Origin of the sequence: Nonomuraea sp. NPDC005983, assembly GCF_040614375.1 — a bacterium.
Classification (GTDB): Bacteria; Actinomycetota; Actinomycetes; order Streptosporangiales; family Streptosporangiaceae; genus Nonomuraea.
Map to the genome: position 1 here is coordinate 58,936 of NZ_JBEXUP010000016.1, position 22,872 is coordinate 81,807.

Annotated in this window: 26 protein-coding genes; 10 read left to right on the forward strand and 16 right to left on the reverse strand. The window is 69.5% G+C overall.

The window, feature by feature from the left end:
- Positions 1–18 precede the first annotated feature (18 nt).
- Positions 19–663 carry a class I SAM-dependent methyltransferase gene (locus ABZ297_RS10545; RefSeq protein ID WP_355342630.1) on the reverse strand — a complete coding sequence of 215 codons (645 nt, stop codon included), beginning with the start codon at positions 661–663 and terminating at the stop codon, positions 19–21.
- Positions 664–700: 37 nt separating this feature from the next.
- Positions 701–1,690, reverse strand: a complete 990-nt coding sequence (gene ligD / locus ABZ297_RS10550) for a non-homologous end-joining DNA ligase (protein ID WP_355342633.1) — start codon at positions 1,688–1,690, stop codon at positions 701–703.
- 114 nt (positions 1,691–1,804) lie between these two features.
- Here ligD and ABZ297_RS10555 point away from each other — a divergent pair, with 114 nt between their 5' ends.
- Both ABZ297_RS10555 and cimA read left to right on the forward strand, forming a co-directional pair.
- Positions 1,805–2,449, forward strand: a complete 645-nt coding sequence (locus tag ABZ297_RS10555; protein ID WP_355342636.1) for a thioredoxin domain-containing protein — start codon at positions 1,805–1,807, stop codon at positions 2,447–2,449.
- Between the two features lie 180 nt (positions 2,450–2,629).
- Positions 2,630–4,207 carry a citramalate synthase gene (cimA, locus tag ABZ297_RS10560; RefSeq protein WP_355342639.1) on the forward strand — a complete coding sequence of 526 codons (1,578 nt, stop codon included), beginning with the start codon at positions 2,630–2,632 and terminating at the stop codon, positions 4,205–4,207.
- A 39-nt stretch (positions 4,208–4,246) separates the two neighbouring features.
- Here cimA and ABZ297_RS10565 read toward each other — a convergent pair whose 3' ends face one another.
- Entirely contained in the window at positions 4,247–5,881 is a 1,635-nt protein-coding gene (locus tag ABZ297_RS10565) for a heparinase II/III family protein (RefSeq protein ID WP_355342642.1), read from the reverse strand.
- A 108-nt stretch (positions 5,882–5,989) separates the two neighbouring features.
- On the opposite strand from ABZ297_RS10565, the gene ABZ297_RS10570 reads away from it, so the two are divergent.
- Positions 5,990–6,586, forward strand: coding sequence for an HD domain-containing protein (locus ABZ297_RS10570; RefSeq protein WP_355342645.1), 597 nt, complete (start codon positions 5,990–5,992; stop codon positions 6,584–6,586).
- Between the two features lie 53 nt (positions 6,587–6,639).
- Here the strand turns inward: ABZ297_RS10570 and ABZ297_RS10575 are convergent, their stop codons facing one another.
- The 5 genes from ABZ297_RS10575 to ABZ297_RS10595 are packed head-to-tail and all read right to left on the reverse strand — an operon-like array spanning position 6,640 to position 8,951.
- Entirely contained in the window at positions 6,640–7,212 is a 573-nt protein-coding gene (locus ABZ297_RS10575; RefSeq protein ID WP_355342648.1) for an alkaline shock response membrane anchor protein AmaP, read from the reverse strand.
- Positions 7,209–7,781: a DUF6286 domain-containing protein gene (locus ABZ297_RS10580; protein ID WP_355342651.1), complete on the reverse strand. Its 573-nt coding sequence runs from the start codon at positions 7,779–7,781 to the stop codon at positions 7,209–7,211. The genes ABZ297_RS10575 and ABZ297_RS10580 overlap by 4 nt, the downstream gene beginning before the upstream one ends.
- Positions 7,778–8,173 (reverse strand): Asp23/Gls24 family envelope stress response protein, encoded by a 396-nt coding sequence (locus ABZ297_RS10585; protein ID WP_355342654.1) that lies wholly within the window; start codon positions 8,171–8,173, stop codon positions 7,778–7,780. The genes ABZ297_RS10580 and ABZ297_RS10585 overlap by 4 nt, the downstream gene beginning before the upstream one ends.
- A complete protein-coding gene (locus ABZ297_RS10590; RefSeq protein WP_355342657.1) occupies positions 8,170–8,463 on the reverse strand; it encodes a hypothetical protein in 294 nt (97 codons plus the stop codon). The genes ABZ297_RS10585 and ABZ297_RS10590 overlap by 4 nt, the downstream gene beginning before the upstream one ends.
- Entirely contained in the window at positions 8,460–8,951 is a 492-nt protein-coding gene (locus tag ABZ297_RS10595; protein WP_355342660.1) for an Asp23/Gls24 family envelope stress response protein, read from the reverse strand. Before ABZ297_RS10595 ends, ABZ297_RS10590 begins: the two co-directional genes overlap by 4 nt.
- Positions 8,952–9,155: 204 nt before the next feature.
- On the opposite strand from ABZ297_RS10595, the gene ABZ297_RS10600 reads away from it, so the two are divergent.
- Positions 9,156–9,932: a fumarylacetoacetate hydrolase family protein gene (locus tag ABZ297_RS10600; RefSeq protein ID WP_355342663.1), complete on the forward strand. Its 777-nt coding sequence runs from the start codon at positions 9,156–9,158 to the stop codon at positions 9,930–9,932.
- Entirely contained in the window at positions 9,925–11,298 is a 1,374-nt protein-coding gene (gene gltX, locus ABZ297_RS10605) for a glutamate--tRNA ligase (RefSeq protein ID WP_355342666.1), read from the forward strand. The genes ABZ297_RS10600 and gltX overlap by 8 nt, the downstream gene beginning before the upstream one ends.
- Here gltX and ABZ297_RS10610 read toward each other — a convergent pair.
- Together ABZ297_RS10610 and ABZ297_RS10615 are read right to left on the reverse strand one after the other, a co-directional pair.
- Positions 11,192–11,671, reverse strand: a complete 480-nt coding sequence (locus ABZ297_RS10610) for a hypothetical protein (protein WP_355342669.1) — start codon at positions 11,669–11,671, stop codon at positions 11,192–11,194. The genes gltX and ABZ297_RS10610 overlap by 107 nt on opposite strands.
- A gap of 304 nt (positions 11,672–11,975) precedes the next feature.
- Positions 11,976–12,617, reverse strand: coding sequence for a TetR/AcrR family transcriptional regulator (locus tag ABZ297_RS10615; protein WP_355342672.1), 642 nt, complete (start codon positions 12,615–12,617; stop codon positions 11,976–11,978).
- Between the two features lie 99 nt (positions 12,618–12,716).
- On the opposite strand from ABZ297_RS10615, the gene ABZ297_RS10620 reads away from it, so the two are divergent.
- The 3 genes from ABZ297_RS10620 to ABZ297_RS10630 are packed head-to-tail and all read left to right on the forward strand — an operon-like array spanning position 12,717 to position 14,555.
- Positions 12,717–13,493, forward strand: a complete 777-nt coding sequence (locus ABZ297_RS10620; RefSeq protein WP_061259861.1) for an alpha/beta hydrolase — start codon at positions 12,717–12,719, stop codon at positions 13,491–13,493.
- Positions 13,494–13,543: 50 nt separating this feature from the next.
- Entirely contained in the window at positions 13,544–14,092 is a 549-nt protein-coding gene (locus ABZ297_RS10625) for a dihydrofolate reductase family protein (RefSeq protein ID WP_355342676.1), read from the forward strand.
- Between the two features lie 13 nt (positions 14,093–14,105).
- On the forward strand, positions 14,106–14,555 hold the full coding sequence (locus ABZ297_RS10630) for a YdeI/OmpD-associated family protein (RefSeq protein ID WP_355342679.1): 450 nt from the start codon (positions 14,106–14,108) through the stop codon (positions 14,553–14,555).
- Positions 14,556–14,572: 17 nt separating this feature from the next.
- Here ABZ297_RS10630 and ABZ297_RS10635 read toward each other — a convergent pair whose 3' ends face one another.
- From ABZ297_RS10635 to ABZ297_RS10645, 3 genes are all read right to left on the reverse strand, one after another.
- Positions 14,573–15,007: a nuclear transport factor 2 family protein gene (locus ABZ297_RS10635; RefSeq protein ID WP_355342757.1), complete on the reverse strand. Its 435-nt coding sequence runs from the start codon at positions 15,005–15,007 to the stop codon at positions 14,573–14,575.
- Between the two features lie 367 nt (positions 15,008–15,374).
- Positions 15,375–16,403 (reverse strand): CU044_5270 family protein, encoded by a 1,029-nt coding sequence (locus tag ABZ297_RS10640; protein WP_355342682.1) that lies wholly within the window; start codon positions 16,401–16,403, stop codon positions 15,375–15,377.
- Between the two features lie 102 nt (positions 16,404–16,505).
- Positions 16,506–16,772 (reverse strand): hypothetical protein, encoded by a 267-nt coding sequence (locus ABZ297_RS10645; protein ID WP_355342685.1) that lies wholly within the window; start codon positions 16,770–16,772, stop codon positions 16,506–16,508.
- Positions 16,773–16,929: 157 nt separating this feature from the next.
- On the opposite strand from ABZ297_RS10645, the gene ABZ297_RS10650 reads away from it, so the two are divergent.
- On the forward strand, positions 16,930–17,628 hold the full coding sequence (locus tag ABZ297_RS10650) for an alpha/beta hydrolase (protein ID WP_355342688.1): 699 nt from the start codon (positions 16,930–16,932) through the stop codon (positions 17,626–17,628).
- Positions 17,629–17,782: 154 nt separating this feature from the next.
- Here ABZ297_RS10650 and ABZ297_RS10655 read toward each other — a convergent pair whose 3' ends face one another.
- Positions 17,783–18,334, reverse strand: coding sequence for a hypothetical protein (locus ABZ297_RS10655; RefSeq protein WP_355342691.1), 552 nt, complete (start codon positions 18,332–18,334; stop codon positions 17,783–17,785).
- 388 nt (positions 18,335–18,722) lie between these two features.
- On the reverse strand, positions 18,723–19,211 hold the full coding sequence (locus ABZ297_RS10660) for a MarR family transcriptional regulator (RefSeq protein WP_355342694.1): 489 nt from the start codon (positions 19,209–19,211) through the stop codon (positions 18,723–18,725).
- A gap of 392 nt (positions 19,212–19,603) precedes the next feature.
- Between ABZ297_RS10660 and ABZ297_RS10665 the strand changes: the two genes are divergently transcribed.
- On the forward strand, positions 19,604–20,791 hold the full coding sequence (locus ABZ297_RS10665; RefSeq protein WP_355342697.1) for a cytochrome P450: 1,188 nt from the start codon (positions 19,604–19,606) through the stop codon (positions 20,789–20,791).
- Here the strand turns inward: ABZ297_RS10665 and ABZ297_RS10670 are convergent.
- Positions 20,788–22,755, reverse strand: coding sequence for a M3 family metallopeptidase (locus ABZ297_RS10670; RefSeq protein ID WP_355342700.1), 1,968 nt, complete (start codon positions 22,753–22,755; stop codon positions 20,788–20,790). The genes ABZ297_RS10665 and ABZ297_RS10670 overlap by 4 nt on opposite strands.
- Positions 22,756–22,872 lie beyond the last annotated feature (117 nt).

The following is a 22,872-nucleotide window of genomic DNA, read 5'->3' on the forward strand; positions in this document are numbered from 1 at the left end:
GGGCCGCGCGGGTGGCGGCTAGTTCTTGCGGACGAGCGTGAGCCCGTCAGCGACAGGCAGCACGACGACCGTCACCCGCGGGTCCTCGGCCACCAGGTCGTTGAACTCGCGCATCACCACGGTGGCCGGTTCGTTGTCGGCCGGGTCGGCGACGCGGCCCTTCCAGAGGGTGTTGTCGACCATGAGCAGCCCTCCGGGCCGCAGCCGATCCACCAGCAGCTCGTAGTAGGCCGGGTAGTTGGGCTTGTCGGCGTCGAGGAAGGCCAGGTCGACGCGCTCGTGGAAGGCGGCGAGCGTGTCGCGCGCGGGGCCGATCGTGAGCGTGATCCGGTCGGCCACGCCCGCCGTCTCCCAGTAGCGGCGGGCGATCGACGTCCACTCCTCGCTCACGTCGAAGCAGTGCAGGGTGCCACCTGACAGCCCGCGGGCGATGCAGAGCGAGGAGTAGCCGGTGAACGTCCCGACCTCGACGGCGACGTCCGGCGCGACCAGCTGCGTGATCATGGTGAGCAGCCTGCCCTGATCCGCGGTGATCTGCATGCCGGCGCTGTCGCCGGTCGCCGCGACGGTCTCCTTCGCCAGGGCTTCGAGCAGCGGGTCAGGCTTGGTGGTGTGGTCGAGGATGTACTGGGCCACATTGGGGCCGAGCAGGTTTCCCTTCATCGGATCATTGTCGTCCGCGCGAGGGGGTGAAGCGAGCTCATCCCACGTCGCGCCGCTCGGCCCAGTCGACCTCCGACGGGAGCCGGTCGGGCCGCAGCCCACGCCAGGAGGGGTGGCGCAGCCGGTGGTCCTCGGTGATCTCCATGAACTGCACCTCGCCGACCAGGCGCGGCTCGACCCAGCGCGCGTCCCTCGCGAACTCGCGCGGCACGGGCACGGTGAACGGCGAGTCCGGCCGCTCCAGCGGCGCCAGCCGTTCCCGCAGGTCACGCAGCATCGCCTCGGTGAAGCCGGTGCCGACGTGCCCGACGTAGACGAGCCGTCCGGCGGGGTCGTACGCGCCGAGCAGCAGGGACCCGATCATGCCGGAGCGCCGCCCGGCCCCGGGCTTCCAGCCGCCGATCACCACCTCGGCCGTCCGGACGTTCTTCACCTTCGTCCACTCGGCGGAGCGCCTGCCGGGCCGGTAGGGGGCCGAGCGGAGCTTGCACACCACGCCTTCCAGCCCCAGCCGCATGCTCGCCTCCAGCGCCTGCTGCGCGTGGTCCTCGAACTCGACCGGGACCTCCCAGCGGTACCCCGGCATCACCAGGGTCTTCAGCAACTCGCGCCGCTCCGTGTACGGCCTGCGCACCGACGGCGTGTCGTCCACGTGCAGGATGTCGAACACTAGGTACGTGACGGGCGTGGACCTGGCCAGCTCGGCCACCTGGGCGGGGTTGCGCTGGTGCATGCGCGGCTGGAGTGCCCCGAACGACGGCCTGCCCTGCTCGTCCCAGGCCACGATCTCGCCGTCGAGCACCACGTCGTGCCCGCCGACCGCCCCGGCGATCGGGTACAGCTCGGGGTAGGCGGGCGTGATGTCCTTGCCGTTGCGGGACGTCAGCCGCAGCGCCCGCCCCTCGACGTAGGCCAGCGCCCTGACCCCGTCCCATTTCATCTCGGTGCACCACCTGTCCTCCTGGGCGGGCGGTGGCAGGCTTCCGAGCTGTGCCAGCATGGGCTGGTAGGCGGGCAGGTGCGCCATGAACCCGGCATACCCCGGCGAAAGTCAGTTTTTGGCAAAGCTCGGTGAATACCCCGTCATGCCCGCTGTCCCGCGTTTCGGATAGGGTCTGCGCGATCAACGAAGGGGCGGCGGATGACGAAGAGGCTGGCGGCCGTGGTGGCCGCCATCGCGGTGCTGGCCGTGGTCGTGGTGATGGCCTTCACGCAGCCGGGCGAGTCGGCGCAGGGCGTCAGGCTGACCCGGCAACCGGACGGGACGATGGTGCTGGCCGACAAGGGCGGCAGCGCGCCGGTGCTCGACCTGTACGAGGACTTCGACTGCCCGGTCTGCAAGGAGCTGCACTCCAGGGTGAACGCCACCCTTGAGAAGCTGGCCCTGGAAGGCAAGGTCAAGGTGGTCTTCCACACCGTCACGATCTTCCAGGACGAGCCCATGCGGTCGAACTCCATCAGGGCCGCGGCGGCGGCCAGGTGCGTGCCCGAGGCCAACTGGCTGCGCTTCCGCGACGAGCTGTTCGCGATGCAGCCCGCCCCGCACGGAGTCGCCTCGGGCTTCACCGTGACGGAGCTGGTCGGCGCGGCCAGGAGGGCGGGCGCCTCGGTCGACGACTGCGTCACCTCGCAGTCGTACGCGAAGACGCACCTCGAGGAGACGGCGAAGATCAAGATCGACGGCACGCCGACCGTCCTGCTCAACGGTCAGATGCTGGGTGAGCTGGCCTTCGACCCCGTCGCGCTGGAGCGCGCCATCACCGGCGGAGACGGCGTCACGGTCTGAGGGTGTCCCAGAGCATGAGATCGATGTGCCAAATGGTGAGTTCGTATGGCAGACTCACAAGCACCATGTTCTACGGTCTGCTCATTATCGGCAGGCGCGCTGGCTGACAAAGGGCACCGCCAGCGCGCAGACCTCTCACGTCCGTGAGGGGTCTTTTTGTTTCCAGGGAGACGAACCACCATGGCCGACGACCGCTTTCACGTCTATGACACGACGCTGCGTGACGGCGCACAGCAGGAGGGCCTGAACCTCACCGTCGCCGACAAGCTCGCCGTCGCGCGCCATCTGGACGGACTGGGCGTCGGCTTCATCGAAGGGGGCTGGCCCGGCGCCAACCCCAAGGACACCGAGTTCTTCAGGCGCGCTCGAACAGAGCTGCACCTGGAGCACGCGCAGCTAGCCGCGTTCGGCGCGACCCGCCGGGCCGGTGTGAAGGCAGCCGACGACCCACTGGTGGCCGCACTGCGCGAATCCGGCGCGCCGGTCGTGACCCTTGTCGCCAAGAGTCACGACCGGCACGTGGAGCTGGCCCTCCGCACGACTCTCCAGGAGAACCTCGCGATGATCCGCGACACGGTCTCTCACCTCCGTGCGGAGGGGCAGCGAGTCTTCCTCGACGCCGAGCACTTCTTCGACGGTTACAAGTCCAACCCAGCCTACGCGCTGGAGGTCCTGCGCACCGCCGCCGAGGCGGGCGCCGACGTCATCGCCCTGTGCGACACGAACGGCGGCATGCTCCCCGACGAACTCGGCGAGGTCGTGGCGCGGGCCGTCGAGACCAGCGCCAGGGTCGGCATCCACTGCCACGACGACACCGGCTGCGCCGTCGCCAACACGCTCGCCGCCGTCAAGGCGGGCGCCACGCACGTGCAGGGCTGCGCCAACGGGTACGGCGAGCGCTCCGGCAACGCCAACCTGTTCACCGTCGTCGCCAACCTCCAGCTCAAGCGCGGCTTCGACCTCGTGCCGCCCGCCGCCCTCGCCGACATGACCCGCATCGCCCACGCGATCACCGAGGTCACCAACGTCACCCCGAACTCGCACGCGCCCTACGTCGGCACGTCCGCGTTCGCGCACAAGGCCGGGCTGCACGCCAGCGCCATCAAGGTCGACCCGAACCTCTACCAGCACATCGACCCCGCCGCCGTGGGCAACGACATGCGGATGCTGGTCTCCGACATGGCGGGCCGCGCCTCCGTCGAGCTCAAGGGCCGCGAGCTGGGCTACGAGCTCACTCCCGAGTCCACCAAGACCCTCGTGGACCGGGTCAAGGACCTCGAGGCCCAGGGGTTCACGTTCGAGGCCGCCGACGCCTCCTTCGAGCTGCTGCTGCGCGACACCGTCCACGGCGAGCGCAGGCGGCACTTCGAGGTCGAGTCCTGGCGGGTGATCGTCGAGCGCACCAAGGGCGGCGACCTCGTCAGCGAGGCCACGGTCAAGCTGCACGCCAAGGGCGAGCGGATCGTCGCCACCGGCGAGGGCAACGGCCCCGTCAACGCCCTCGACCGGGCCGTGCGGCTGGGGCTGGAGAAGATCTACCCGGAGCTGGCCAGGCTGGAGCTGGTCGACTACAAGGTGCGCATCCTCGAAGGCACCCACGGCACGGGGGCGATCACCCGCGTCCTCATCACGTCCAGCGACGACACGGCCGAGTGGGCCACGGTCGGGGTCGGCAAGAACGTCATCGACGCGTCCTGGCAGGCGCTGGAGCAGGCGGTCACGTACGGCCTGCTGCGCGCGGGCCGCGAGACCACCTGATCCCGCCCGGTACGGCCCGCACGGTGCGGGCCGTACCGGTCAGAGGAGCCTGGTGGAGAAGGTGACGCCCTGGACCTCGATCTTCGAGCCGGAGCATGACACCTTCGGCGCGTCCGTCCCCGGCACGATCACGGTGAGCAGTGACTCGGCGGACGGCGAGACCACCACGGTGGCGGGCTGCTTCGACAGGTAGGTCGGCGAGGCCCAGCCGAGCTTGCCGCCGCGCTCCACCTTCTGCCCGCCGACCGGCGAGCAGGAAGCGGTGAGCTGCACCAGCGTGACCTTGAACTTCCCGTCGCCGAGGACGACCCGGCCGCCCCGGTTGGAGACGACCTTGAGCGACGGGTCGAACCGCCACAGGTTACTGATCTTCTTGCCACCGGACGCGGTGTCGAGCACGGCCATCAGGTCCTGGCCGTGGTCGACCAGGACCGAGCGGGTGCGGGCGGCGCCGTACGCCTTGTCGGTGAGCTGGAACGCCTGCTGGTCCTTGCCGTACCTGGTCTTGGTGAGCTTGCTGGCCGTGCGGGGGCGGAAGCGCTCGCCCGCGACGATCGGGACGTTGTGCGCCTCGGGGGAGAGCGTCCAGTACCGGTAGGCGCTCTTCTCGTAGGAGTGGAACCCGGCGTCCACCAGGATGTCGCGGCCCTGGGCGTAGTAGGTGACGCCCAGGTGGTCCTCGTGGCCGTGGAACTTCATGCCGGGGCCGAACCTGATCGTGTAGTACGCGGAGTCGGGCTTGCCCCACTCGGTCCGGCCGTACACGTAGCCGGCCTTGTAGACCTTGACCTTCTCCTTGGGCGTGCCCGTCTCCATCTTGGGCTCGGTCTCGGCGCTGCCGTCGCCGATCGGCGCCATGTAGCCGCTCGGCTCGGTCGAGTGGGCGACGAAGTCCTTCAGCGCGTCGGCGCGCTTGGCGATCTCGCCGGGCACCTTGCGGTCGCACGCCTTCATGTTGGCCATCGCCACCTGGAGCCTGCCGTGGACGTAGACGGCGTAGCGCGGCGCCTGCTCCATGAGCGCGCCCTGCGAGTCGACGTCCAGCTTGACCGTGCCGGTCAGCCGCCGGGACGCGAGGTCGGCCCAGTCCTTGCGGCCGTAGCGGCAGCCGATGCCCATGAGCGCGATGTCCTGGTCCATCCCGTGGTTGTGGCCCTTCTTGTAGAGCCTCGGGTCGGACAGCAGCTTGGCGTGCTCGGCCAGGCTCTGCTTCAGCCAGTCGTCCTTGACGTGCATGCTCAGGCAGACGAGCGCCTGCGAGCGGAGCGAGACCGGGTGGTCCTTCCACACGTACGGCTTGGTGCCCTTGGCGCCGCGCCTGTTGTGGGTGACCCAGTCCTTGGCGATCTCCTTGGCCCGGTCGAGATAGCGCTCCTCGCCGGTGTTCTCGTAGGCCACGACGAGCGTCCCCATCCAGCGCAGCGACTGGAAGACGAACTCCCAGGAGCGGTTGTGGTACGGGCTCGCCCCCCAGTTGATCGTCTTGCCGATCTTGTATTCGGGCAGGCCGACGAGGGAGATCTCGCCGCGCATCACGTCATCGGCGGTCGGTGTCCCGGGGATCCAGTCGCCCTGGCACTGCGCGGTGCGCTTCACCGACGTGTCGGCCTGCGCTGGGCTCACCACGCCGCCTAGGACGAGCGTAAGAGCAAGGGGGATCGCGACGCGGCGCACGCCAGTTCCTTCCGGACCAAAAGATGGGGGCGGAACATGCTGTACGAATCGCGATCAACTGGTCAAGTTGAGTTCCAGATCGTTAGCATTCCACGACATGCTTGACGCATGAAGCTCGACGACCTCGTCATTCCCGACACCCCGGCGTGCCGCGGCGCGCTGGAAGTGGCCACCCGCTTCCACTCGCCCTCGCTGCTCAACCACTCCGTGCGGGCCTACCTGTGGGCGGCGGCCTACGCCGCGACGCACGACATCACCTTCGACGCGGAGCTGCTGTACGTGTCGGCGATGCTGCACGACCTCGGCCTGACCGCGGAGTTCGACAGCCACACGGTGCCGTTCGAGGAGGCGGGCGGGTACGTCGCGTGGGCGTTCTGCGCGGGCGCGGGCTGGTCCGTCGAGCGGCGGGTCAGGGCCGCCGAGGTGATCGTCCGCCACATGTGGGACGAGGTGCCGCTGGAGGACGACCCGGAGGGCCACCTGCTGGAGCTCTCGACCGGCATGGACATCTCCGGCCGCCGCACCGAGGAGATCCCCACGCCGCTGCGTGAGGAGGTCCTGGAACGCCACCCCCGGCTGGAGATCGCCAAGGAGTTCACGGCCTGCGTCACCGAGCAGGGCATGCGCAAGCCGTCGAGCCTGGCCGGCCAGTTCGTCCGCGCGGGCATCGTCGAGCGCATCGCCGCCAACCCCCTCGACCGGTAGTTCCAGCTCTCGGATTCGAGGACACATCCCAGCGATCGGCGCGTTGGCGCTAGCTAGCGCACCATGCGGTAGGGGGTCTGCGGTGGCTCCAGGGTGACGCGGGCCACGGTCGGCACCCGGTCGGTTTCCAGAGCGCTGCGCATGCGTGGCAGCGTCACCCCGGCCAGGTGGTCGGTGAGCGCGCGCATCGGCGCCTGCTCGTCCGTGACCAGGCGCAGCCGCACCTCCGGACGCCGGCCCGTGCCCGCCAGGTCCGCGTCGGCGCGCAGCACGGCAGGGCTGGACGTCAGGTCGGCGGCGACCGCGTGCGCCACGCCGCCGGCTGAGACGTCCGTGACGCCTCCAGGGCCGCTCTCCAGCCGCAGCGCGCGGGGCGCCTGCCCGCGCCCCTGGACGACCAGCCAGCGCAGGCCGAGCAGCGCCACGACGATCGACAGCACGGCGACGGCCCACCAGATCCACGGGGAGGCGGCGGCGAAGAACGGCCCCGTGGCACCGCCGTACACGACCGGCGTGCCCGTCGGCGCGGACGCCGCCCTGATCAACGCCAGCACGCCCAGGATGGTCAGCACCAGCCCGACCAGGGCCAGGCCCAGCCTGTTGCCGCGTCCCGTCCTGCGGTTCACCTGTGCTCCTTCAGCTTGACCTTGACCTGGTACGGCTCGACCGGGCTCAGCGCCGCCATCCTGGTCAGGACCGCGTCGCGCACGGCCGCCTCGAAGTGCTGCTCGTCCCAGCCGGACGTGGTCGCTGTGACTGCGACGGCGCGGCCGTGGATCCTGGCCGTGGCGGAGTGGACGCCGGACACCTCCTCGGCGGCGTGGGCCAGCGCCCTGGTGAAGCTCCTGGGCCGCATCCCGATGATCAGGTCGGCGTCGCCGGTGCGCGCCGGGACCATGCGCGGCCGTCCGGGCACCACCGCGAGGGCCAGCAGCGCGAGGCCGACGAGGGTCACGAGCGCGGCGATCGACAGGAAGGCCGGTGACCGCCACGGCGTCGTGGTGGCCCAGGCGAGCATCCGGTCGTACGGGATCCACCGCAGCGGGTGACCGGCCAGCGCCGAGATCGTCTCGACGACCACGGCCAGCCCGAGCAGCGTGAGCAGCACGGCCACGACGACGGCCGGGATCGTCCGCTGCGGGCGGAAGGCGCGCACCGCCGCCCGGTCGGCGGCCCGGTTCACCGGCGCGATCATGGCGTCACCCGCAGGTCGGTCACGGCCACGTCCACGCGCCGGACCCGCAGCCCCGTCAGCTCGCCGACCCGCGCGGCCACGTGCCGCCTGATCCGTCCTGTGGTCGAGCGCAGCGGCGCCGGGTAGGCGACGACCACGTCCAGGGCGATCGTCACGTGGTCGTCGCGTACCTCGGCGCCGGGCGAGCGCGTCCACGGCAGACCGCCGCGCTCGCCCACGTCGAGCACCTCGGGCAGCTCTCTCGCGACGCGGCAGGCGATCTTCGCGGCGACCCTGTCGCTCACCTCGGTGCGTCCCCGTCGCTCCTCGGGAAGGCGCGCAGGAGCGGGTCGCTGCACCGGCACCTGCGGCCGGGCCGCGGCGCGCGGGTCTGCGGTGGACGGGGTGGTCATCGGGGCTCCTCCACCACGTCGTGGATCCGCACGTTCACCCGGCGGTCCCCGGTCAGGTCCGCCATCGCCTGGCGCAGCCGGTCCGCCGTCTCGGGGAACGGCTCGGCTTCGAGGAGCGGTTCGGTGAGGCGGGCCACGATGGCGATGTCCACTTCGTCGTCGGTCACGGAGACGCCGGTGATTCGCTCGCCGGGCAGGTACGTGGCCACCACCCCGAAGGGGCCGCCCGACAGCCCCGCCACTCCGGGGCAGGAGCGGGCGCGGTCGGCGATCTTCCGGGCGTCCGTCATCGGACCCTCGACTCCTGCTCCGGCTCCGGCTCCTCCTTCTTGCGCTCCTTCTTCCTGGCCTCTTCCTGGCCGGGCAGGTTGACGTCGTCCACCCTGATGTTGACCTCGGTGACCTCCAGGCCGCACATGCGCTCGATCGCGTTGATGACGTTCCTGCGCACGGCCGCGGCCAGTTCGGGGATGGCGATGCCGTACTCGACCACCAGGTCGAGGTCGACGGCCGCCTGCCGCTCGCCTACCTCCACCGACACGCCCTGCGTGACGCTGGTCTCGGCGCCGACCATGCCGCGCATGGTGCCCAGCGCTCTGGCCGCGCCGCCGCCCATGGCGTGCACGCCGGACACCTCGCGCGCGGCGAGCCCGGCGATCTTCGCCACGACGACGTCGTCGATGCTGGTGGTGCCCTTGTCGGTGACGAGCGCGCTGCCGGGGCCGCCTGCCTGCTTCGGGACGGTCGACGTCTGATTCTTGAGTACCGTGTCCGCCACGATCCGTCACCTCCAGCGTTCGCCGTTTGCCCCTCATCTGACGAGATATCCGGCCGACCAGGGATAATGTCCGACAAAACAGACTTTAGGGGTGATTTTGGGACGTTCTGACTTGCGTGTTACTCAGGTGTCGCGGTAGCGGCCTTCCGATGACGAGGGCGTGCGATGGGCCGACTCGAGTGGCGGCGGCGATAGCCTTGTCGGGTGCGTATAGCGAGGTACTCCACAGGCGAAGGCGTGTCGTTCGGCGTGGTCGAGGGCGGCCCGGGCGAGGAGTTCGTCTCCGGCGTGTCTGGTCACCCGTTCGGCGACGTGCAGCTCACGGGGGAGCGGCTGCCGCTGTCCCAGGTGAAGTTGCTCGCGCCGATGCTGCCGAGCAAGGTCGTCGCCATCGGCCGGAACTACGCCGAGCACGCCCGTGAACTGGGCAACGAGGTGCCCGAAGAGCCGCTCCTGTTCATGAAGCCGTCCACCTCCGTGATCGGCCACGGCGAGGCGATCGCGTACCCGACCGCGCTGTCGCACCGCGTCGACTTCGAGGGCGAGCTGGCCGTCGTGATCGGCAGGCTCTGCCGCGACGTGCCCGTCGAGCGGGTCAAGGACGTCATCTTCGGCTACACCTGCGCCAACGACGTCACCGCTCGCGACCTGCAGAAGAAGGACGTCCAGTTCACCCGGGCGAAGGGCTTCGACACCTTCTGCCCGCTCGGCCCGTGGATCCGCACCGACCTCGACCCCAGCGACCTGGCGCTGACCACCACGGTCAACGGTGAGGTGCGGCAGAGCGGGCGCACCAACCAGCTCATCCACGACATCCCCGCACTGGTCGCCTACGTCAGCGCGGTCATGACGCTGATCCCCGGCGACGTGATCCTGACCGGCACCCCGGCCGGCGTCGGCCCGCTCGAGGTCGGCGACGAGGTCAGCGTCGGCATCGAAGGCATCGGCACTCTCACGAACAAGGTGGTCTCCCGTGACTGATCTACGGGTGCGCTTCGCCCCGTCTCCCACCGGCATGTTCCACGTCGGCGGCGCCCGCACCGCGCTGTTCAACTGGGCGCTGGCCGAGCAGTCCGGCGGCAGGTTCGTGCTGCGCATCGAGGACACCGACGCCACCAGGAACCGTCCCGAGTGGACCGAGGGCATCATCTCGGCACTCGACTGGATCGGCATCAACGGCACGAACCCTGCCTTCGAGGGGCCGTACTTCCAATCAGCGTACGAGCCGCAGCACCGCGAGGCCGTGGCCAAGCTGCTCGCCGACGGCAAGGCGTACTACTGCGACTGCACCCGTGAGCAGCTCGTCGCCCGCACCGGCTCCGAGCACAAGGGCTACGACGGCCACTGCCGCGAGCGCGGCCTGACCGAGGGCGCGGTCCGCTTCCGCACCCCCGACGAGGGCGTCACCGTGGTCGACGACGTCGTCCGCGGCCGCGTGGAGTTCCCGAACGAGGCCCAGGAGGACTTCGTCATCGCCCGCACCGACGGCTCCCCGCTGTACGTGCTGGCCAACGCCGTCGACGACATCACCCAGAACATCACGCACGTGGTGCGCGGCGAGGAGCACCTGGGCAACGCGGCCAAGCAGGAGCTGCTGTGGCCCGCGCTGGGCGCGAGCGCGCCGGTCTGGGCGCACCTGCCGGTGATCGTCAACGAACAGCGCAAGAAGCTGTCGAAGCGCCGCGACAAGGTGGCGCTCGAGGACTACCGCGCCGAGGGCTACCTGGCCGAGGCCATGGTCAACTACCTCATGCTGCTCGGCTGGGGTCCCGGCGACGACCGCGAGATCATGCCGTGGTCGGACATGGTCCCGCTGTTCAAGCTGGAGGACGTCAACGCGTCCAGCGCCTTCTTCGACGAGAAGAAGCTGCGTGCGTTCAACGGCGAGTACATCCGCGCCCTGCCGGTCGAGACGTTCGAGGAGCGCTGCGCGACCTACCTCGACGCCGACTGGGACCGCGAGCTGTTCAGCAAGGTCGCCCCCCTGGCCCAGACCCGCATCTCGGTGCTGTCGGAGATCAGGAACAACGTCGACTTCCTCTTCCTGGACGAGCCGGTGTTCGACCAGGCGTCCTGGGACAAGGCGATGAAGACCGCCGCCGAGGAGATCCTCACCGGCTATCTGGAGCGCCTCCCCGCGCTCAGCTGGGACCCTGAGTCGCTCAAGGAGGCGCTGGAGGAGGTCGGCGCCGCCCACGGGCTCAAGCTCGGCAAGGCCCAGGCGCCCGTCCGCGTCGCGGTCACCGGCCGCACTGTCGGCCTGCCGCTGTTCGAGTCGATCGAGGTGCTGGGTCGGGAGCGGACCGAAGAGCGGATCCGGACCGCCCTAGCGCGCCTGCGAGGCTGATCGAGGCCCCGGCGGCCATCGACAGCCACACGCCTTCGATCCCGAGCCACGAGCTCAGCAGGTACGCGAGGGGCAGCTGCACGGCGAAGCCCGCCAGCGTGGCGGCGAGCAGGCGGCCGCCCCTCCCGCTCGCCTGGAGCGCCCCGCCGACGGCGATCAGGCCGCCGAAGGGCACCAGGTAGAGCGTCATCCAGCGCAGGAAACTCACGGCCGCGGACATGGGCAGGCCGGTCCTGAGGATGGCCGTGGCCGGGAAGGACGGGCCCGCGTCGCGGACCCGTCCCATGGTCGCCAGGGAGATCGCGAGCGTGACGGCGCGGGCGAGCACGGTGGCCAGCGCGGCACCCCGGACCCCCAGGTTGTGACGTGCCACGATTGAGGTCGCTGTTTCTGCCGCGCTCTTGTCGTGGTGGTTCGGCAGTTGGTTGATGGGACTGGTGGGCGTTATGAAGGCCGTTGCCCGGCCCCGAGTCCTCGGGGCCCGACTGGGCCCCCCTTAGCCGCCGTCGGCGTCGGCCAGCACCCGATAATCGCTGGCGACGGAGGGATGCCGACCCTTGTTCTTGCCCGTGGGGATGACCAGCTTGAGGGCGATGTCGGGCACGGCCACCCCGCGCTGGCGCAGCGACCGCGACTCCGGCGCCGCTCAGCCGTCGAGGTCCGGCGGGCCGTCTCGCTCAGGTCCGGTAGGCGGCGAGGAACACGCGGACCCCTTCGTCCGCGAAGTGGTGGAGTTCCGCGGGGGTGTACTGCTGCTCGTCCCCGAAGAACATGGCCTTGTCCATCGGCTGGGACAAGATCAGCCAGGCGAAGTGGCTGGCGGCCAGGGACGGATCGTCGATCCGCAGCAGCCCCCGGTCCGCCAGCTTCTGGAAGCAGTCGGTGAACGCGTCGATCGTGCGTCCCGGCGCCCGCTGGTAATAGTCACGCGCCACCGCTGGGAAGCGGCCCGCCTCGGCGATGAGAAGCCTGCGCAGCTGCAGCGTTCGCGGCTGGATGACCACGGTGATGTATCGGCGGGCGAGCTCACCCAGGTCCTCCTTCAGGTCCTCGGTGCCGACGAGCTGGGCGACGACCTCGGTGAACTCGCCGACTCGGTCGGTAGCGCCGAGGATGATGTCGCGGAACAACTGTTCCTTGTCGGTGAAGTTCTTGTAGACGGTCTGTTTGGACACTGCGGCGAGGGCGGCGACCTCGTCCATGCTGGTGCCCTGATAGCCGTTACGCAGGAACAGCCCGGTGGCCGCCTCCATGATCGCCCTGCGTTTGCGGGCTGAACGGCCCTCCACCTGCGGCGTCGTCTGTGCCACGTCTGTCATCGTCCGCTCCTCTCCTCATTTTCAGTTTAGTACTAGACGGCCCAGTACTCAAACAAGTACTGTACGGTCCAGTACCGAACGAACTCGAGAGGAAACGCCATGAACAAGGTCATCTCCACGGACGGGACCCCCATCGCGTACGACCGGATCGGCTCGGGACCGGCAGTCATCCTGATCGGCGGCGGACCCACCGACCGATCGGCGAACGCGCCGGTGGCCGACCTGCTTGCGGGCGACTACACCGTGTACAACTACGACCGGCGCGGCCGGGGCCAGAGCGGCGACGCCGCGCCGTACTCAGTGGACCGCGAGTTCGAGGACATCCAGGCCCTGATCACCGAAGCGGGCGGATCGGCGATGGTGTACGGGACCTCCGGCGGCGGGATCCTCGCCGTCCAGGCCGCGGCTCGTGGTCTGGCCATCACCAGGCTGGCGCTGTGGGAGGTGCCCTACATCCTCCCTGGCACCCGCCCGGCCGTCCCCGCCGACTATCGCGACCAGCAGTTCGCGCTGCGCGAGCAGGGCCGTCACGGCGACATGCTCGAACTGTTCTTCCTGGAGGCCGTGCTCATGCCCGCCGAGTTCGTCGCCGGAATGAAGGCCGGCCCGTTCTGGGAGGCGATGGGCTCCACCGCGCCCGCCCTGGCCTACGACGCCGAGGTCGCCGGTGACTTCTCCCTGCCCGCCGACCAGCTGGCCTCCATCACCGTTCCCACGATCGTGATCGACGGCGGGACGATCCCCTGGGTCAGCACCGCCGCCGAGGCGATCACCGCGGCCCTGCCCACCCCCCAGCGCCGCACCCTGCACGGTCAGCCCCACAACGTCGACCCGGCGGCCATCGCCCCCGTCCTGGCGGAGTTCTTCGCCGCCTGAGACCGCGTCGCCCAGGCATCCCCAGAGACACCACCCACCGAGGAGAGGTCATGAGGAAGATCGTCGCGCAGCTGTTCGTGTCCGTGGACGGTGTCATGGAAGCACCTGAGGACTGGCACTTCCCCTATTACAACGAGCAGATGGGCGAGGTGGTAGCCGCACAATTCCACGAGTCCGACATCCTGCTGCTCGGGCGGACCACCTACAAGGTGTTCGCCGCCTCCTGGCCGCAGCGCGGCAGCGAGGTGCCGCTGGCAGAGCGGATCAACACGATGCCCAAACTGGTCGCCTCCACGACCTTGGACACGGTGCGGTGGCACAACACCACCTTGCTCGGCGGCGACGTAGCCGCCGAGCTCACCAAGATCAAGGAGGAACCCGGAAACAACGTCACCATCAGCGGCAGTCCCACCCTGGTCCGGTCACTGCTGCGTCAGGGCGTCCTGGACGAACTCCAGCTGCTGGTCCACCCCATCGTCCTGGGCCGCGGCCGGCGCCTTTTCGACGACGACCGGCAGACACCGTTGCGGCTGATCGACTCCGCGACCTTCAGCACCGGTGTCGTTCATCTGACCTATCAGCCCGAGCTCCACCCGTAGAGAGACGACAGTGATGAGATTCCGAGTCACACTCGAGCTGGCCGGCAAAACCGCCACGGGGTTCCAGGTGCCCGACGAGGTCGTCGCCGACCTCGGAGCGGGCAAGCGGCCCCCCGTCCGCGTCACGATCAACGGTCACACCTACCGCTCGACCGTGGCGTCCATGGGCGGCAGATACATGGTCGGGATCAGCGCGGAGAACCGCACACACGCGGAGGTCTCCGCGGGCGACGACGTCGTGGTGAACCTCGAACTCGACACCGAACCCCGCGAGGTCGCCGTGCCAGCCGATCTCGCCGAGGCCCTCGACCGCGACGCCGAGGCCAAGAGGTTCTTCGACACGCTCTCCTATACCAAGAAGCAGTGGTTCGTTCTCTCCGTCGAGGGAGCCAAGAAGCCCGAGACCAGGCAGCGACGTCTCATCGAGACGATCGCCCTGCTCCGGGACGGGCGTACCCGCTGACGGAGCAGGGCGCCATGTCAGTCCTGAGGCCTGACGAAGTCCGGATCATCGATGATCATCCGCCATGTCCCATCGGCCTGGCGGCGCGCGACCTCGGCCGTCTGCCCCGTCGCGTGGAACGGCCGACCATCGGGCCCGGCGATCTCCATGGTCCACACCCCCGAGGTCAGTGCCAGGTCACCAGCGAGGACCGCGCTGACGGGCTCGGCCGTCATGAGGGGCTCGGCGGCCAGGAAATCCCTCAACACCAGCCGGATCTCCTCGATCCCCTGGGCGATGTGCCCGGCCGGATAGTGCAGTGCCGCGTCAGGCTCGTAGAGCTCTTCGAGCCCCTCCAGATCGCGGGCGTTGACCCGCTCGACGAAGAGCGGCTGGAGATCCTGCGGCCGCAGGGCCTTCCGCCGCACCTGCGAGTTGACCGGGGACAGGGATTGAGCGTGCTCAGCCATCATCACGCGCTAATTCCTACACCTTTGCTGCGATTCGCCGCCCGAGATTTCGGCACCCGCTCTTGCCTCGAACCCCGGCCACATGCCTCACCCGGCGTCCTGGACGCCGGCCAGGGCCTATCGCCGGAGAGTAGGTTAGTTGCCGGTCGCCACCGTGGGAGGTGCGGCCGCTCTCAGGCACCCGTGTCTGATCGTGGGGCGCGCGGGCTTCAACCGAGATAGGGCTCCGCCCCGTCTTCGAGACCCCGGCCGATTCGCAGACGTATCGCTGGATGGATGTCGTACCGCGCGAGATCGTCGGGCGCGACCCAGCGAACCTCCTGTGCCTCTGCGGGATCAGGTGCCGGCTGGGGCACATCAAGAAGACGGCTCAGTCACCGGTGCACCCTTTCCCGTCCTTGAAGCGGTCGTCGACCTTGACCTTGGGCGCTGAGTCGGCGACCGAGATCTCGAGTTGCGCCGTGGCCCCCACCACGGTGCCGACCGGCGACTTGGCCGCCTCAGCGTCGACCACGACGGTCCTGTCGCCGAGCAGCGCGTAGGTGTCCCTGTCGAAGATCAGCTCCCAGCGCACCCCGTCCGGGCTCACGAAGCCCACGCCGATGCCCTTGCGGCCCGCCGCGTCCTGCACCTCCTCGTCGAGGGTGATGCCGGGGAACGTGCTCAGCGCCTCGTACAGCGCACTGCGCTGCGCGGCCGGCAAGTACGTCTGCCACAGCAACTCACGTGCCGCGAGGAAGGCGAGAAACGGTGTCAGCTTGTCCGCCTTGGGCTTCCACATGGCGTCGAGGTGGGCACGCATGCCCTCCACGTCGGTGGGCAGCCTCCTGATTGTCGCGTAGTCGCTCTTCATGCCCTTGCAGTAGACGACGGGGTCGACCCTGGTGCCCATGTCCTTGTAGGCGGACTTCGGGATCGGTTGGCCGGCGTAGGCTAGGGGCTCGATGGTCGTCCGTTCGTGCACACCGTCGGCGAGCTGCCCCTGCTGTCTTTCGCCGGTGCGCAACCAGACGGTGTCCTTGACGCGCCGGTAGTAGTGCTGCCGGGACTTGTCGAAGGGCGCCAGCGAGTAGTCGGCGGTCTCCTGCGTTTTCACCACGATGTACTGGTCGTCGCGCGGCTCGATCTCGTCAACAGCGGCCCCCGCCGCGCGGTGGAGTACTTCGGCGGCCGACAGCAGCGTCAGCTCGTGAGGCGGGTTCGAGGCGGGCGGGACCTGCACCACGACCAAGCCCACGGCCAGCGCCAGCCCTCCAGCGACGGCGAAGGTGTACGGCTTGCGCCAGGCCCACCGGGCCCTGCCGGCCGTAAGAAGCCGGTCCCTGGCCATGGCCTTGGTGGCGGGGTCGTAGGACGTCACTTCGGGCCGCGCCTCGTTGATCAGGTCGAACTCGTTCATCGATCCTGTCGATGCTGCGCTGCTCGAAGGGGTGGTCCTCGTCGCTGGGAAGCCTGGCCAGGGCCCGCAGCCTGCGCAGCTCGGTACGGCGGTGCTTGGCGATCAGGTTGGAGGCGATGCCGTACAGCCAGGGCGCGGCGTCCAGTCTGGACAGGTCATAGCGGAACGTTTGCGGAACGCCGCCAGGAACGTCTCCGCCGTCACGTCGTCGGCCGCGGAGACGTTCTGCTGTCCGAGGCGCCTGGTGGCATAGCGGTGGATCTCATCCGCGTACCTGTCGAAGAGGCAGGCGAACCGTTCAGGGTCGGCCATCGACTCCTCGATGAGGGCGGCGTCAGTGATCACCGCCACTTGGGTGAGTCCTCTCATAGGGGGAAGTCCTTCCACAGGGCGCGTTCGCACCCTTCACCCCTAACTCACCCGCACCAGCCCCCCGGTTCCCACGAACCCGTGCGGACTTGGCCGCGTGGGGCCTCGCGTAGCAACCGGGCCTGAGATTGTCGGACGTCTTCGCTAGGTTGCCGCCATGGCGGAATACGTACTTGTAGCAGGCGCGTGGCTCGGATCGTGGGCGTGGGACGAGGTGGTGCCGGAGCTGCGTGCGGCAGGCCACAGCGTCCACCCGTTGACGCTGTCCGGTCTCGCCGAAAAGCAGGGTGTGCCGGCCGGGCAGCAGGCCCACGTGCAGGACATCGTCGACGAGGTCGAACGGCACGATCTGCGCGACGTCATCCTGGTCGGGCACAGCTACTCGGGCATCCCGGTCGGGCAGGCCGCCGAGCGGATCGGCGACCGGCTGGCTCGGGTGGTCTTCGTCGACTCCAACGTGCCGGCCGACGGCGAGTCGTTCGTGTCCCCCTGGCCTGACGGGCGGGCGATGGTGGAGTCCTCGATCGCCGAGAACGGGGGCTTCTGGGCCCCGCTGACCGCGGCCGACTGCGAAGGCCAGGGGCTCACCGACGAGCAGATCGCGCGGATCGTGGGCGGCTCGACGCCGCACCCGGGCGCCACGCTGACCGAGCCGGCCGTGCTGGCACGCCCGCTCGGCGAGCTTCCGGCGACGTACGTCAAGTGCCTGCTCGACGGCGACGAGCCGAACGGCGACGTCGCCAAGCTGCTGACCAGCGAGCGCTGGCGGCTGGTGGAGATGGACACCGGTCATTGGCCGATGTTCTCCCAGCCGCGCGAGCTGGCGCGGATCCTGCTCGACGCCGCGGCGGTGTGATCGTTTCGCGCTGACGCGGGCGCATCCCGTTCGTGTCGAACACATGTGATCGGGCTCTCGAAGATCCCGTCTACAGGTGGAGCAGCACTGGAAGGCCCGGTGGCGTCCTGCGAACTGGTGCCGAAGACGCCCGCCTAACTCGCGCGACAGGCCACTATCTGAGGCAGGTCTGTGCGGTCAGGACCAGGGTCACACCGACGACCATGTTCTTCGACGCGAGGAAGACGTAGATCGCCTTCGGGTTGCCCGGCACGGCGGCGACGGGGGTGCCGTACAGCCGGCTCTGCTTCAGGTTGGGGTAGGCGGCCTTCAGCTGCGCGGGCGTGGAGCCCCTGCCGATGCCCTGGGGCGTCTTGACGCTGCCGGGCGCGGAGATCGTGACCACGCCCTGCGTCTTGGAGATGAACACCCCCGCCCGGTCGCCGTCGTACTTCTGCTCCTTCAGGTCCCAGGCCGAGCACGTGGTGGGGGCGTTGATGGTCTTGCGGACGATCTTCCCGGTCGCCTTGGCCCGCGCGGCGGACATCCCGAGTTTCAGGGGGCCGTACCCGAACGGCCCGATCGTCATCTGCTGGGCCGCGGAGGCGGTGGGGGCGGCTGAGGCGGCGGCGTTCGCCGCGGGTGCGACGCCGGCCAGCGCGACCCCTCCAGCCAGCGCGGTCACCAGTGCCGAACGACCGATACGCAGGGTAATCGTGTGCTTCATAGTGCTTCCTCCATGATCGAGAGTTCCACACCATAGTTCGGGTGTGGGGCCGCTCGTGGAGGGTTCACGCGATTGACCGGCGCGTGCGAGCAGCCGGCCGAACGCGGCCATCACCTCGTCGCTCGCCTCGCGCAGGATCTCGATCTCGACGGTCACGACGCCGACCTTGCTCGGGAGATCAGCCAAGACCGCGCCGGCAGCGCCACGCGTATCGGCTCGGGCCGTGGAGTACGGAAGCCTCCTGACCTCCCGGCCGTTGACCGCTTGCGAATCGTGCGAATCCTCCACGACCTCGTCCGTACTCGAACCGGAGTGTGAAGTTCGCTCGCGAGTGCTGTGGGCTGGGCGGGCGGCTCGCCGGGCGGGGCGAGGTGGGCTGGGCGGTGGGTCAGGAGCCGGGGGGAGGTTCGGCGAGGGCGTCGTCCATGGTGGTGCTCAGCTGGTCGAGTACCGCTTCGAACTGTTCGAGCAGCTCCGGCGGGTACTGGGACAGGATCGCGTCCTGGCGTTCGTTGACAGGCCTGAAGAAGTCGTCGGCGAGTTCCCTGACGCGTGCGCTGCTGCGCAGGGTGACGATCCGCCGGTCGGTGTGTTCGCGGCTGCGGGTGATGTACCCGGCCTGTTCGAGGCGGTTGAGCAGTGCGGTCATGGCGCCCGAGGACAGTGAGATGCGCCTGCTGAGGAGGGCGGGCGACAGCGGGGCGCCCCTCGCCTCGGACGAAGCGATCTCCAGGAGGGCGAAGGCGTCGGTGGAGTGCACGCCCAGCAGAGCTGCGAAGCGGCGGCCCAACTCGGTGAAGCTCGCGCCGTAGGCCCTGAGTCCTTTCGCCAGCCGTTCACGCTGCGCCGCGACGCCGCCGGCCATCGGTTTCTCCATCTGGCCCTCCGATCTCCCTTCTCGTGCCGGCGACTCCCGCCAGCGGCACGTTTTGACAACCTATCGCCTCCAAATATACCTTCACCATGGAATTACTTCACCATGGAGGTATCTCGATTGCGTGGTCCATCTCCCGCTCGCCGATGGCTGGGGCTGATCGTCGTCGCGGCGCCGCACCTGCTGGCCGGCCGGCTGGCGGACCTCCTCGGCGCCAGGAGGGTCTTCCTCGCGGGCGTCGGCGGCCGTAACCGCCGGTGGGGTCGCGGCGCCCGACCGTCTTCGGACGCCGTGCTCGTCCTCGGGCTCCTCGCCACCGCCGCCATCCCGCCGCTTCCCGGACGGAACCGGCCCGCTGACTCTCTGCAGTGCCCACGAACTGTTCAAGGAGCCTGATGTTCAACGCGCCGCACGCCGGCATCGACCCGTTCGCCGTCACCGTCCGCGGCATCGGCGAGGCCCATCCCGCCCACGCCGCCCTGCGTGCCCTGGGCCCGATCGTCCGCGCCGACGCCCCGGCCGGCGGCCAGGTGTGGATCGTCACCGACTACGCCCTGGCCCGCGAGGTGCTCACTCACCCGGGCATCGTCAAAGACCCTGCTTACGCGCCGGTCGAGTGGGACCCGCGGACCGCGGGTCTCGAACCGGCCGCCGCGGCGCAACCGTCCCTCACCACCCTCGACGGCGCGGCGCACGAGGCGCTGCGCCGCGCGCACGCCCCGCTCTTCACCGCCCGGCGGATGCACGACTACTCCGCGCGGATCACCACGATCGCCCGCGAGCTGCTGACCGGGCTCGCCGCGGCCGGCGGGACGGTCGACCTGATGGCGGACTTCGCCACGCGCTTCCCCCTCAGCGTCGTCTGCGACCTGCTCGGCGTGCCGCTCGACAGGGTCGACCAGGCCATCGTGGCCTGCCGGCGGATGTACAGCGACAACCCCGAGGAAGTGGGGATGGCCATGGCCATGTTCGCGGAACTGGCCGCCGCCGCGCTCCAGGGCGGCCGGGACGGCCTCGCCGTCGAGCTGCGTGAGCGGGTCCCCGACGAGCTCACCGATGCGCAGGTGCACTACCTGCTCTTCACGCTGATCTACGCCGGTCAGCTCACCACCGACGCCGCGCTGGGCTTCCTGCTCGCGTACGTCCTGGACGCCGACCGCGACAGAGCCGACCGTGACAGAGCCGACCGTGACATATCGGACAGGATCGCGACCGGCGAGCTCGTCCTGGACGCGCTGCGACGGCACCCGCCCGCGCCCTTCACTCTCTGGCGGTTCACCGCCACCGACATCGAGCTCGCCGGGGTGCGGCTGCCCGCCCGGTCGCCCGTCCTCGTGGACATCCAGGGCATCAACACCGACCCCGGCAGGTCGTCCGGGCCGGACCTCACCTTCGGCGCCGGCCCGCACTACTGCACCGGTGCGCAGCTCGCCCAGCTGGAGCTGGGCGCGATCGTGGACGTCCTGCGCAACGACTTTCCCGGTGCGCGCCTCGCGGTGCCGTTCGCCGAACTCCGGCAGGTCGGCGTCGGCGGGATCCAGGGAAGCCGGTTGACCGCCCTCCCGATCACGCTGCGAGGTTAGAGGAGGCCGCGGCGTTCCAGGAGGGGCTGGATGCTCGGCTCGCGGCCGCGGAAGTTACGGAAGGCCGTCAGCGCGTCGAGGCTGCCGCCGAGCGACAGCAGCTCCCGCCGGAAGTGGTCGCCGTTCTCCCGCTTCAGCCCGCCGTTCTCCTTGAACCACTCCACGCTCTCGGCGTCGAGCACCTCGCTCCAGATGTAGGAGTAGTAGCCGGCGCTGTAGCCGCCGGAGAAGACGTGCTGGAAGTAGTTGGTCCGGTAACGCGGCCTGACGAGCGGGACGTCGATCTGGGCGGCCTGGAGGGCCGCCGTCTCGAACGCCTCGGCGTCCTCGACGCTCTGGCCGGGGGTCAGCTTGTGCCAGGCCCAGTCGAGCAGTGTGGAGGCCAGGTACTCGACCGTCATGAAGCCCTGGTTGAACTGCTCGGCGGCCTTCATCTTCGCCACCAGCTCGGCGGGCATGGGCTCGCCCGTCTCATGGTGCTTGGCGTAGTTGGCCAGGACCTCCGGCCACGTCACCCACATCTCGTTCACCTGCGACGGGTACTCCACGAAGTCGCGCGGCACGCGGGTGCCGGAGACGCGCGGGAAGCGCACCGCGGAGAACAGCCCGTGCAGCGCGTGCCCGAACTCGTGGAAGGCGGTGTTGACCTCGTCGTACGTCAGCAGCGTCGGCCCGGAGGCCGGCTTGGTGACGTTCAGGTTGTTCAGCACCACCGGCTTGGTCCCGAACAGGTACGACTGGTCGACCAGGTTGTTCATCCAGGCGCCGCCGCGCTTGGTCGGCCTGGCGTACGGGTCGAGCCCGAACAGGCCCAGCTCGCCGCCGTCCTCGTCGCGGACCTCGAAGAACCTGACGTCCTCGTGGTAGCCCTTCAGCTCGGGACGCTCGGTGAACGTCACCCCGTACAGGCGGGTCGCCGCGTAGAACACACCGTCGCGGAAGACGCGGTCGAGTTCGAAGTACGGGCGCATCGCGGCGGCGTCGAAGTCGTAGCGGGCCTGCCGCACCTTCTCGGAGTAGAACGACCAGTCCCACGGTTCGATCGCGAACCCGGCCTGCTCGCTGAGCGCCTCGGCCTCCTTGTGGGCGTTGCGCACGGCCGGGCCGACGAGCTGCCCGAGCATGGCCTCGACCGCTTCGACGGTCTTGGCCGTCTGGTCGGCCACCTTGTAGGCGGCGTGGGTCGGGAAGCCGAGCAGCGCGGCCCGCTCGGCCCGCAGCGTGGCGAGCCTGACGGCCAGCTCGAAGTTCTCCGGCGCCCGCTCGACGCTCAGCGTGTAGAGCCTGCGGCGCACGTCGCGGTCGGTCAGCTGGGCCAGGGCGGGCTGGTTGGTGAAGTTGAGCAGCGGCAGGACGTACTCGCCGTCCTTGCGCAGCGACTCGATCGTGGCCTCGTCGAACCCGTCGAGCTCCTTGGCGTCGGTGATGACCAGCGCGGAGCCGGTGAGCGCCGCGAGCAGATTCTGGGAGAACTCGGTGGAGAGCTTCGACTGCTCCTCGTTGAGCTCCTTCAGCCTGGCCTGCTCGTCCTCCGACAGGTCGGCCCCCGCCCTGACGAAGTCCTCGCGGTACTTCTCCAGCAGCCACGCCTCCTCGGCGTCCTCCGTGCTCACCTGCTTGACGCGGGCCCACAGTGCGCGGTTGAGCCTGATGGCGTCGCTGTGCTTGGCCAGCTCGGGCGAGATCCGCTTCTCGATCTCCCTGATGCCGTCGGTGGCGTGGGACGCGGACAGGCTGTAGAAGACGGTGGCCGTGCGGTCGAGTGTCCGCCCGGAGCGCTCCAGGGCCGCGATCGTGTTGTCGAAGGTGGGCGCCTCGGCGTTGGAGGTGATCGCGTCGACCTCGGCGAGCTGCTCGGCCATGCCGCGCTCGAAGGCGGGCAGGAAGTGGTCCTCGTGGATCTCCTCGAACGGCGGCAGTTCGTAGGGAAGGCTGCTGGGGGCGAACAACGGGTTCTCGGCCAACGCTTGAGCTCCTCCACGTGGTGTTTTGTCCTCCTCAGCTTCGCATGCCGGGCACGCGCGGCGCGCCGTGGAGAGCTCGTTGGCTAATCGTTTTGGTGATGTCGCCAAGCTGGGCTA